The organism is Segatella intestinalis (assembly GCF_029348455.1).
Lineage (GTDB): Bacteria > Bacteroidota > Bacteroidia > Bacteroidales > Bacteroidaceae > Prevotella.
The window spans coordinates 59,890-71,761 of sequence record NZ_JARJVV010000011.1; the positions used below are offsets into that span (position 1 = coordinate 59,890).

The following is an 11,872-nucleotide window of genomic DNA, read 5'->3' on the forward strand; positions in this document are numbered from 1 at the left end:
ACCAGTTCCTGTAGTGGCTCTTGCGAACAAGGGATGTTAATGGTTATGGTGGTGAGGGATTGCTCTCTCACCACCTTTTCTAAGTTACATAAGGTCATGGGATTGACAGAGGATAAGATGATTGCATCTATGGATGTAAAGAGGGGAAAATGCTTCTTGATGACATCTTGAATGGAGGCAATTTTGGACATTATGGCAAACAGCATGTTTTGGGGCATAACCTCCTGCGCCTGTATCGTGACGCTCGTCTTTTGAGATATTATCCTGCCGAGGCTTTGAGTGAACCGATGTTCAGAGTTCGGCTCTTTTTATGGAGATTGAAATGCCAAAAGAAATAAAAGGAACACATCTTCCTCTTTATAATATACTTTTCGAGGATAAAGTTTTGTAGTACGAATCTAAAAAATATTACCTTATGGGATTGCAAGAGTTGGGTGGATGGGAGGATAGCCATAAGGAATCCGTCGAAGGGACGGCTAATATAACTTTAAATATATTTATAAATTTAAACTTTATGAAGAAAATTGGTTTTTGTTAGGTCGGGCATAAAGTTGCCCGACTCATCGAGAAAATGAAAGGGCAGAGTTTTGAAGAGTCTGCCAAGTGTATAATCGCAATTTTGGATTTATCAAGTATTGCTATCAAGTTGTACTTCGGAGTTCCAATTGATTATGTTGACGTGTTCAACGCGAGTCAAGATGTTATGTCGATTGTGTAGTACATCAAACAGGTGATTCAAACTCATGTTTGACACCGGGGAGGCGGTTAGCCGCCTCCTTTATTATATGACTATAATTAGTATTCATTATGAATAATTCTATAGAACAATCTAAAATAACGGAAAGGACAGAACAGATAAACAAGTTTGCATCATTGGTTGATTTGTTTAATAAGAATGCCATTAATAGAGAGACTTTCATGGCAGAATTATCAAAGGTTGAACAAATCGAATGGTCAAAAGAAAACTTGTTCAATCAATTGATAGGATATTGTGTTCTTGGAGATGCTTATGGAATTTTGAAAACCCGAGAGTTGGATTTTAGAAAAGCGTATTATAACAACGAATATGTCTATAAGGAAGTAAGCTACTACCATAATGTACAATATTTGATTACTCGTGTAAAAAGAGAAGAATGGGCCGCATTGTATCTTACTGCTTTCAGAACGTCATGCCGTGCTTATTTGTGCTTGGCTAATGCTTATGATCATCTAGGAAGGTTCTGTGAAGCTCAACAATTCTATAGAATGGCCATGTTGGATACTTGCAATACACAGGAAGTGGAGAGAAATCAAGGTTTTGCTTATGCTAATATGCATGCATTTTGGACAGAGGAAGAACCTTTCATTGTAAGAAAAGCTCAGCAGATAATAAGAAAATACCAACAGTTTTATGATAGTCTTTTTCCTCATTTCAGACAGATTTGTTCATGGCCTTCTCCTTCTTTTGATGCACCATTAATTGATTATGATAATATCCAAGATGGTGAATACGAAAAATGGATATGTCAACATTATCTGAGAATCAATCGCTATAATGATGTTGAGCCTGATTCTATGCTGTCATTATATGATAATGTGAAACTTCCAGACATAGTTGACATTCCAGAGAAAAAAGCTCTTTATGAAAGCTGCTTTGAAGAAATTAAAGGTAGTTTCATCAGCACACGGAAAATGCTGTATACAATTATAGATGATGATGATGAGAATGGCATGAATATGGAGATGCTAAAAATGGCTTATAAGAATTTCTATTCTACATTCGATAAAATTGCCATGTTCTTATCAAACTACATTGATATTAGGCTAAAATCCTATGAGATAGACTTTGCCAAGATATGGAATTGCAAGAATGGAGACATACGGTCGGAAATTTTGGCGTATTCACAGAACATGCCGTTATTGGGATTATATAACATTAAGTTGGATGTTTATGGAATGAAAACGGATTGGTATGTTGTTGATGAACAAACAAAGGACTTGAAAATGCTACGTAATTATATGGAGCATAAGTCGATAATTATTAAGGACGGGCCTATGTCTCGTACAGAATATCAGCTGATTATATCGAAAAAAGAATTGGAACTCAATACGATTAGGTTGGCGCAACTTGTTAGATGTGCTATTATATACTTGTGTAATTTTGTCTTGCATGCAGAATTTGATAAACTTCACCTATAAAAGATAATGACATGATAAATATTGAACGCCCTTGGATGAATTCTATTTCTATGGTGGATGGTAATAAAGAAATGGCTTCTCGTGGATTTAAATTGATAGGTATAAAGTTGTATTGTATGATGAGTTAGTGGATTTTTATGACAACAAAGGACGCCTGTTGGCTTGTCTATAACTGGTTCATTGCTGCTTGGAACTGGGTGATTTCTTGCTGGAGGAATCGCTTGGGAATTGGTGGGAGGTATGAACGGCTATAAAATGTTACTGAAGGTTAAAATGTGGAGTTTTTATGCGCTAATATTTGGAGGAAAAGAAAGTTTTGCTTTTCTTTGCATAAAGAATTATTTATTATGGCACAGATTGCAATAATGAATCAAACTCAACTGCAAATCCTTGATTTATTGTCATTTTGCACATCTTGAAAAGATAAAGATTGCTAAAAAATGTGGAAATAAGTTGGACTATATTAGTTTTTATCGTATATTTGCAAGGGTAAAAATACGTAAGCTATGACAGCAAAAGAAGATAAGGAAAAAGAAAAGACCCGTAGAGAAAACCTGGGCAAGTTTATATATCAACTTGCAAACACCTGCTTTACTGCTATGGTAGTTGTGGCTGCGGTAGGTTTGGTACTTGGTGTAGATGATGCTAAGCCATATGCTTTTTTGCTTGGTGTGGGATTGTTTGCTACTGTTTTCTTAGCGCTGTTTGCTGATAACATATTAAAAAAGAAATGATTATGGAAGGAATGTACATTGTTTTAGGTGGGGTAGGTATCATTGCATGTTGCCTCTACTTGTGGTCTGCTTTTACGAAAAGTGGGAGAAAATGGGTTGAAAATCTATAGCTTTTCGATTCCCAGGACCCCCTCTTGCGAAGAAGCTTTTTTCGAAAGCCTACTTGTCGGTCATTACCCTTAAGTGAGGCTCCACCTCTCATCATGGTTTATGTTATCTGTTTTCCGCTATTTGCCAAAAAATTGAAATATAAAATGGTATAGATATATCTGGTTTCTCTTGTTGCTGCTTATATTAATATGGTGTGTTTTTCACTCAAGTTTCGCAAGTGGTTTATGTACGGGCTGAAGGCCCAAAAGCTTTTAGCCCAGGGCATCGCCCTGGGTATAATGGCAATCGGCAAGGCGCCCTGTATGGGCAAAAGCCTTAAAAATTGTTTGGAGTTTTAAAGCTTTTGCCCCTTCAGGGCGTGCTGTTTGCGAACATGATAACCCAGGGCGATGCCCTGGGCTAAGAGGTTCTGCCCCTTCAGGGCGTGCTGATTGTATCCATAATAGCAAAAGATGTAAAGGTATGACAGATTTATATTTTCGATTTATTCAATTTAGTTTGGGACTTTATGAGGGCACAGAGTTTCTTGATGGAACGGAACTGAAGGGGCTCTACTGGGATGCGTTCTATGAGTTTGCTAAGGAACAGACACTGATAGGGGTTGTGTTCGAGGGGGTTCAGAAACTGCCTAAGGAGACTGCGCCACATCTGCAATTGCTGATGAGCTGGTTTGCCTTCAGCCGAAAAATTCAGCAACGTAATGAGGTGCTGGACAGGGCTACTGTGGCGCTATACAATAAGGTGAGGGATACGGGGTATTCTTGCTGTATTTTGAAAGGGCAGGGGAATGCCGTGATGTATCCTAATCCTTCGGCAAGGACGCCTGGCGATGTGGATATATGGGTGAATGCTGGGCGTGAGGAGATTCGGGCTCTCGCTCACTCGCTTGTGAAAAATACGAATGGACAGGTGGAGGATGAGAGTTTCAACCATATTGGTCTTACCGTCAATGGCGTGACCGTGGAACTGCATTCTACGCCTGGATTCATGGCTAACTTTGTTTTTAACAGGAGGCTGCAGAAGTGGCTGAAGAGGAATGTCGATGCTCAGTGTGGCAACATGGTGGAACTGGTGCATGGCGATGGTGCTGTCGCTGTTCCTACGCCTTCCTTTAATTGTGTTTATCAGCTTTATCATCTCTACCATCATTATTTCTATGAGGGTGTGGGATTGAGACAGGTGGTGGATTACTTCTTCGTGGTCAGAAAATGGAATGTGGATTGTGAAAAGTTAAGTTCCTTGCAGAGGGAGTTGAAGCTTCTTGGATTGTGGCGGTTTGCTGGGGCTATGATGTTCGTTCTGCATCAGGTGCTGGGGCTGCCGGAGGAGATGATGATTGCTCCGATGGATGCAAAGAGGGGACGGATGCTTCTTGATGATATCTTGAATGGTGGCAACTTCGGGCATTATGACAAGCGGATGGATTTGGGACATAATCTTAATAGATTGTGCCGGGATTTCAGGTTGTTGAGGTTTTATCCTGCGGAGGCTCTGAGTGAACCGGTGTTTAGAGTGTGGCATTGGTGCTGGAGAAAAAATAATTTATAATGTTCGTTGTGAACATTATAAATTATTTTTTCTTTTTTTGATAAAGCTGGCTGCACTCGGTGCTTTTTTTCGAAAACCCACCAGTCCTCCCTTGAACCTTAAAAGATCTTCGAAAACCCACCAGTCCTCCCTTGAACCTTAAAAGATCTTCGAAAACCCACCAGTCCTCCCTTACCCTTAAGGGAGGGTCCACCTCTCATCTCGGTCTTCTCCCCTCAGGGAAGAAGAGGAAACCGCTCCTCCTCGTCGCTCTGAACCATTTCATTCTATGGTTGGCGGACCATCAGAGGTCTACGCCAGCAGCGGAGCTGCGGTTTGCGGGATGCGACCGCCTTGCTGAACTTATTGCTTGCTCGCTACAGAAAGGCTGCTTGCTCGTAGCTTACAGCTTGCTGAGTTTATTGCTTGCTCGCTACTGAAAGGCTGCTTGCTGAGTTTATTGCTTGCTCGTACAGAAAGGCTGCTGATACCCTGCAGAAAGGGGGGCTTTAGCCGCCCTATTCCTGTAAATCTCGTTTATTCAGAACAGCAGGAATGCTTCTCGAATTGCCTTTCCTTTTGGCCGGCGACCGTTGGTTCTTGATAAAAAATGCCTTTTCGTTCGGACGTTCGGACGGACTTGATGGATGGGAAGGGGATAAAAAAATCCGGGGCAGGGAAGCCTCGGATTTTTTTATGGTGATTCGGAAGGAGTTAGGGAAGGGATGAGGTTCGATAACTCCTTGAGAATTGCGCGGATTAAGCCTTGAAGTTGTCCAGAGATTCGGGAGTGAAGTTCTGGATGTATGCGGAATGACCGAGGACTTCTTCCTCTGCCATGCGGACATATACGTTGGCACTCTTAGCAAACAGCTCGGGAGCCTTGGTGGCGTCGTCGAGGATGAGGAGAGACATCACGATGTCGCCAGTCATGTTGTAGAGACGGCGAGCCAGGAAGTCGTGAACTGCCTGGTCGTTGGCTTCCTTCACCTTGTTGATGGCTGCCTCGTAGAGGTCTGCCAACTTGGCTACACGGGCCTTCAATGCCTTCAGATCGTCACTGACCTCGCTCTCCAACATCTCCTTGATGATGTTGAGGTAGGTGCCGTTGGTGATGTAACGGATGGCTGCTACTACCTGCAACTGGGTGGTACCCTCGTAGATAGAGAAGATGCGGGCGTCACGGAACAGGCGCTGGCACTTATACTCCATGATGAAACCGGAACCTCCGTGGATGCTGATGGCATCGTAGGCGTTCTGGTTGGCATACTCTGAGTTCATACCCTTGGCCAATGGTGTGAAGGCGTCGGCAAGACGGGTGTACTTCTTCATCTCCTGACGCTCCTCGGGAGTGAGCTTGCTGTCGCGGGCGATGTCTTCCAAAGCCTTGTAGATGTCGACATAGCGGGCGCAGCAGTAGAGGAGTGAACGGCCTGCATCCAACTTGGCCTTCATTCTTGACAGCATGTCGTAAACGGCCGGGAAGTTGATGATCTTCTCGCCAAACTGGGCACGCTCCTTGGCATAGGCCAAGCCCTCGTTGTAAGCTTCCTGCTCTACACCTACACTCTGTGCGGCGATACCTAAGCGGGCGCCGTTCATCAGTGCCATCACGTACTTGATCAGACCGAGACGGGTGTTGCCGCAAAGTTCTGCCTTGGCATTCTTGTAAACCAACTCGCAGGTTGGTGAACCATGGATACCGAGCTTGTGCTCGATGTGGCGAACGGTGACGCCACCATCACGCTTGTCGTAGATGAACATTGAAAGACCACGACCGTCCTTGGTGCCTTCCTCTGAACGAGCCAGTACCAAGTGGATGTCGGAGTCGCCATTGGTGATGAAACGCTTCACACCGTTGAGACGCCATGTGCCGTTCTCATCCTGGGTGGCCTTCAGCATCACGCGCTGCAAGTCGGAACCTGCATCTGGCTCAGTCAAGTCCATACTCATGGTCTCGCCTGCGCAAATGCGAGGGATGTACTTCTGACGCTGTTCCTCAGAACCGAACTCATAGAGGGTGTCGATACAGCTCTGGAGTGACCAGATGTTCTGGAAACCTGCATCGGCTGCTGCGATGATTTCTGAAGCCATAGAGAAGATGGCGTTAGGCAGGTTCAAGCCGCCGTAACGACGTGGCATGGACAAGCCCCAGAGGCCAGCCTTGCGGGTGGCATCGAGGTTCTCGAATGTCTTGCTGGCATAAATCATGCGGCCATTCTCCAGGTGTGGACCTTCGAGGTCGACATCTTCAGAGTTGGGTTCGATGATGTTGGCTGCTACATCGCCGGTAATATCCAGCAGTCGCTTGTAGTTCTCAATGGCATCCTCGTAGTTGACAGGTGCATCTTCGAACTGGTCTTTCTCTACGTAGTTGCGCTCCTTTAAGTCCACAACACGCTTCATGAGGGGGTGATTGAGATGAAATTCAATCTCAGGGTGATCACTATAGTAATTAGCCATATTTTTTTTGTTTTTGGAAGGAGTTAAAGGAGTTAAGGAGTTAAAGGAGTTAAGACAACACCTTTATCTCCTAAAATGCTAGCTGATAGCACTATTGTTTATAACACCTTTGCAATATGCATTTAGAAGTTTACTAGCTTCTTCAATACTCATGCATAATGCCTCAAATTCACCTTTCTGCAAGAAATCTAAATCTCTTGATAAGATGATGTAATCTCTACATTCTTCAAGACTTCCTTGCGAAATGTTGAAGAAGCGGAGTTTGTCAGCTTTGCTAAGCTTCTTATAGCCTTCTGCGATGTTTGCTTCGATAGATACTGCTGCCCTTCTGAATTGGGAAATCAATCCGAATCGCTCCACTTCAGGAAAATGTCCTGTTACCCGATAAACGAGTAATACAAAAGCGTGAGCCTTCTGCCAGGCATAAATATCTTCGAATCTAAACATACAAATGCTATTGTCTTAACTACTTTAACTCCTTAACTCCTTAACTCCTTGTATATTATTTACTTTGAATTCTGCTTGTAGTACTTGATGAGCTTGGGGACGACGTCTTCGACATTACCGTTGATGACGTAGTCGGCAATCTTGTTGATGGGGGCATCAGGATCGTTGTTTACGGAGATGATGATGCCTGAATCCTGCATACCGGCGATGTGCTGGATCTGACCAGAGATGCCGCAGGCGATATAAACCTTGGGATGAACGGTGACACCGGTCTGACCAATCTGACGGTCGTGGTCTACCCAACCTGCATCAACAGCTGCACGGGAAGCACCTACCTCGCCATGGAGGAGATGAGCCAACTCGAAGAGCTGATCGAAGCCTTCCTTGCTTCCTACACCATAACCGCCGGCTACAACGATGGCAGAACCCTTCAGGTTGTGCTTGGCAGCCTCTACATGGTGGTCGAGTACCTTTACGACGAAGTCCTCGGCAGGTACATACTTGCTTACCTCTGGGTAAACAACTTCCTTCTTGCACTCACCCTCGTAGATGCTCTTCTGCATCACACCTGAGCGTACTGTCGCCATCTGTGGACGATGCTCTGGGTTGACGATGGTTGCCACGATGTTGCCACCGAAGGCTGGACGAATCTGATAGAGCAAACCGTCGTAGTGCTTGCCGCTCTTCTTGTCGTCATATTCGCCAATCTCGAGCTCGGTACAGTCGGCTGTCAAACCGCTGGTCAGAGAAGAAGATACACGAGGACCGAGGTCGCGACCGATAACGGTGGCACCCATCAGGGCAATCTGTGGATTCTCCTCCTTGAAGAGGTTGACGAGGATGTCGGTATGAGGAGCTGAGGTGTATGGGAACAATCCCTCGGCATCGAAAACAAATAACTTATCTACACCATAGGGCAGGATCTGGTCTTCCACCTTTCCCTTGATGCCTGTGCCAGCCACAATGGCATGGAGCTCCACGCCCTGCTGGTTGGCGAGCTTACGACCCTTGGTAAGCAATTCTTGAGATACTTCGGCTACGGTTGTGCCTTCTACCTCGCAATATACAAATACGTTGTTCATAAATTTTTGCAAAATTATCCGATAATACTTTCGTTCAACAATTCCTTCATCAAGTTGTCGATGTCCTCATCGCTGCTTGTCAAGGTCTTGCTCTCCTTAGCCTGGAACACGATGTTCTTTACTGCCTTCACCTTGGTAGGTGAACCGCTCAGACCACACTGTGAAGGATCGCCGTCAACATCGGCTACGCTCCACTGGTTGAGAGTGAGGTAAGGACGCTCCTCATAGAGGTTGGTCCAAGGCTCATCTCCCTTGCGCTCCATAGGGCAAGATGCGTATTTGTATTTCATTACGAGCTTCACGTTGCATGGGCGACATGGAGCTGCACTGCCGTTTACGGTTATCACGAGTGGCAATGGGGCCTCTACGGTCTCAACACCTCCATCGATGAGGCGACGGACTGTTGCCTTGCCGTCTTCCACCTTCAGAATCTCCTCGGCATAGGTGACCTGGTTCAAGCCCAACTTCTGAGCTACCTGTGGACCTACCTGTGCGGTATCACCATCGATAGCCTGGCGACCACCGATCACGATGTCGACATCGCCTATCTTCTTGATGGCGGTGGCAAGGGCATAGGATGTGGCCAATGTGTCGGCACCGGCGAAGAGGCGGTCGGTAAGCAGCCAACCTGTATCTGCACCACGGTAAAGACCCTGGCGAATTACCTCACCGGCACGTGGAGGACCCATTGTAAGAATACCAACTGTGGAACCTGGATTCTGCTCTTTCAATCGAAGAGCCTGCTCCAATGCGTTCAAATCTTCAGGATTGAAGATGGCGGGAAGGGCTGCGCGGTTGACTGTGCCTTCGGCTGTCATCGCATCCTTACCCACATTTCTTGTGTCTGGTACTTGCTTGGCAAGTACTACAATTTTTAAACTCATATTAATAAAATGGTTATTGTTATTATTTCTAAGTTTGTTAGTGTTTCGTAAGGAACACAGCCGCAAAAGTAGCATTTTTTTGTGTATTACACAAATAAATCGGCAATTTTTTGGAAAAGAAGGGGGTTAGAGGGAAGTTAAGAGGAGTTAGCACGCCTTGAACCAACGGTCACCGGCCGAAGGGAATTGAAAATCGCTGGTCGAAGGGTAAAGCAAAGGTAAAGGGCAAAAGCTTTAAGTTTTGTTGCAACGATATTACAGTCTGTGGGTTGTGAGCCTATTTCATGATTGTCATTGTTTTGTAACGTCAGTGTCGTATGAAAGTAACTTTTTTTATTTAACTTTGCAGCCGAGAAAAATCAGCAAATAAAATAATATAATGAATAAGAAAACAACCACCATGCTGTTGCTGCTCTCGCTACTTGCGATGACAGCCCAAGCACAGAAGTATGACAATGGCGAAGAAGAGAAAGTAGACAGAATGCCTAAAATTCACGGTACCATTCGCTCGAAGTATGAATACCAAACCGAAGAGGGCGAGGGACGCTTTGAGGTTCGTACAGCCCGTGTCAGTGTGTCAGGAAATGTCACACGCGAAGTGAGCTACAAGGCAGAGATTGACCTCTGCGATGAGGGAAAGATCAAGATGCTTGATGCCTACACACGCATCAAGCCCTGGAGCACCCTGCAGTTTACCATCGGTCAGGAGCGTGTGCCCTTCACCATTGATGCTCACCGTTCGCCCCATCAGCAGTATTTTGCCAACCGCTCGTTTATCGCCAAGCAGGTGGGCAATGTGCGTGACGTGGGTGCCGAGGTGGGTTACACCTGGAATGTCGGTTTCCCCATCGTGGTGAATGCCGGTGTGTTCAACGGCTCAGGTCTTACCAATCAGAAGGACTACTGGACCAAGGGTGTCAACTATTCTGCCAAGGCACAGCTCCTCTTTCCTAATGTCAACCTGGTGCTGAGTACTCAGAAGATCAAGCCCTCTGACGTGACTGTGAATATGTATGATGCAGGTGTTACCTTCCACTATGGTGGTTTCATCGCCGAGGTGGAGTATCTCTACAAGCATTATTCTCATAACGCCTTCCACGATGTGCATGCCTTCGATGTTTTTGCCTGCTATGACATCCCTGTTCGCACACGTCTGATCAAGAAGGTTTCGCCCTTGGTGCGTTATGATTTCATGAGCGATCACAGCGACGGCTCCCGTTACAATGCGACAGACGATGATCTGGGTGAGTTGATCATCAACGACTATAAGCGCCATCGTGTCACCGGTGGTGTTACGTTGAGTCTGTCGAAGCCATTTATCTCCGATATCCGCATCAACTATGAGAAGTATTTCTATCGTGAGGGCGGTATTGCCAAACCTTCGGAGAAAGACAAGATAGTAGTTGAGTTTATGACTCGTTTTTAGTAAATATGTGTTTTTCGGGTTAATACAAAAATGTGCGTGTGCTTGTCCGTTGATGGTTGAGCACACGTTTTTTATTCGGTTAAGTGATGCTTTTTGAAAGGAAAAATTTGGGAGATAGAAAAGAATGTAGTACTTTTGTTGAGGGAAAGGATAGGGAGTTATTTTGTGGGAGGTAATGGAGTTAAGGAGTTAATGGAGTTAATGGAGTTAAGACAATAGTCTTTGTGGGTGTATTCACTAAGCAGCACGCCCTGAAAGGCGTGCTAACTTCTTGAAAAAACTTCTTGAGTAAAAAATTACGAAAATGAAAGAAAACAACAAAATAACGGGTTCTGTCAAGGCCATAGCCTTTGATGCCGACGATACGTTGTGGGCATTGCAGAACTATTTTGAAGACGTAGAGGACGAATACTGTGACTTGCTTTCAGACTATGGAAGCAAGGAGGAGATATCTGCTTCGCTCTTCGAGACAGAGAGCGGTAATATGGAAGACCTGGGATACGGTGTGAAAGCCTTTACCATCTCGCTGGTGGAGAATGCCGTGAAGGTGAGTCAGGGCGAGGTGTCTGCCAAACTGATAGGGCGAATCGTGGAGTTGGGTAAGACCTTGCTGAGGCTCGATGCCCGTCCTTTGGAGGGCGTGGAGGAGACGCTGGCAAGGCTCAGACAGACGCGTCATTACAAGCTTGCGGTATTCACCAAGGGTGAGTTACAAGACCAGGAGAACAAACTGTGGCGTTCGGGATTGCAACGTTACTTTGACGTGGTGAGCATCGTGAGCGCCAAGACGCCCGAGGCTTATCGAAGACTCTGCCGTGAGTTGGAGGTAAAGCCCGAAGAGTTGGTCATGGTGGGCAACAGTTTCAAGAGCGACATTGTGCCTGCGTTGAAGATAGGTGCCTCGGCTGTTCATATACCTTTCCATACCACATGGGCGCATGAAAAAACGGAGGAGTTCGCTCACGAACGCCTCCGTCGTATTTCCCGTTTCGAGGAAATCATGGATATCTTGTAAGAAGT

9 protein-coding genes are annotated in these 11,872 nt (G+C 45.3%); 5 read left to right on the forward strand and 4 right to left on the reverse strand.

Going from position 1 to position 11,872, the window contains the following annotated elements; genetic code table 11:
- The first annotated feature begins 807 nt into the window (after nt 1-807).
- From P3T48_RS08745 to P3T48_RS08755, 3 genes are all read left to right on the forward strand, one after another.
- Complete coding sequence (locus P3T48_RS08745) at nt 808-2,178, forward strand: LA2681 family HEPN domain-containing protein (RefSeq protein WP_276506440.1); 1,371 nt, start codon at nt 808-810, stop codon at nt 2,176-2,178.
- Between the two features lie 506 nt (nt 2,179-2,684).
- Entirely contained in the window at nt 2,685-2,912 is a 228-nt protein-coding gene (locus tag P3T48_RS08750) for a hypothetical protein (RefSeq protein ID WP_276506441.1), read from the forward strand.
- Nucleotides 2,913-3,485: 573 nt separating this feature from the next.
- Nucleotides 3,486-4,571 (forward strand): nucleotidyltransferase family protein, encoded by a 1,086-nt coding sequence (locus P3T48_RS08755; protein ID WP_276506442.1) that lies wholly within the window; start codon nt 3,486-3,488, stop codon nt 4,569-4,571.
- Between the two features lie 738 nt (nt 4,572-5,309).
- Here the strand turns inward: P3T48_RS08755 and P3T48_RS08760 are convergent.
- The 4 genes from P3T48_RS08760 to P3T48_RS08775 all read right to left on the reverse strand — a co-directional run bounded on the left by P3T48_RS08760 (nt 5,310) and on the right by P3T48_RS08775 (nt 9,426).
- A complete protein-coding gene (locus tag P3T48_RS08760; RefSeq protein WP_276506443.1) occupies nt 5,310-7,013 on the reverse strand; it encodes an acyl-CoA dehydrogenase family protein in 1,704 nt (567 codons plus the stop codon).
- A gap of 78 nt (nt 7,014-7,091) precedes the next feature.
- The gene (locus P3T48_RS08765; protein ID WP_217758115.1) at nt 7,092-7,460 is read right to left on the reverse strand and encodes a four helix bundle protein; all 369 of its coding nucleotides are present in this window, start codon (nt 7,458-7,460) and stop codon (nt 7,092-7,094) included.
- 59 nt (nt 7,461-7,519) lie between these two features.
- Nucleotides 7,520-8,542, reverse strand: coding sequence for an electron transfer flavoprotein subunit alpha/FixB family protein (locus tag P3T48_RS08770; protein ID WP_158464201.1), 1,023 nt, complete (start codon nt 8,540-8,542; stop codon nt 7,520-7,522).
- A gap of 14 nt (nt 8,543-8,556) precedes the next feature.
- The gene (locus P3T48_RS08775) at nt 8,557-9,426 is read right to left on the reverse strand and encodes an electron transfer flavoprotein subunit beta/FixA family protein (RefSeq protein ID WP_022251779.1); all 870 of its coding nucleotides are present in this window, start codon (nt 9,424-9,426) and stop codon (nt 8,557-8,559) included.
- 379 nt (nt 9,427-9,805) lie between these two features.
- On the opposite strand from P3T48_RS08775, the gene P3T48_RS08780 reads away from it, so the two are divergent.
- Together P3T48_RS08780 and P3T48_RS08785 are read left to right on the forward strand one after the other, a co-directional pair.
- Nucleotides 9,806-10,852 carry a porin gene (locus tag P3T48_RS08780; RefSeq protein WP_276506444.1) on the forward strand — a complete coding sequence of 349 codons (1,047 nt, stop codon included), beginning with the start codon at nt 9,806-9,808 and terminating at the stop codon, nt 10,850-10,852.
- Nucleotides 10,853-11,156: 304 nt separating this feature from the next.
- On the forward strand, nt 11,157-11,867 hold the full coding sequence (locus tag P3T48_RS08785; RefSeq protein WP_276506445.1) for an HAD family hydrolase: 711 nt from the start codon (nt 11,157-11,159) through the stop codon (nt 11,865-11,867).
- Nucleotides 11,868-11,872: the final 5 nt, after the last annotated feature.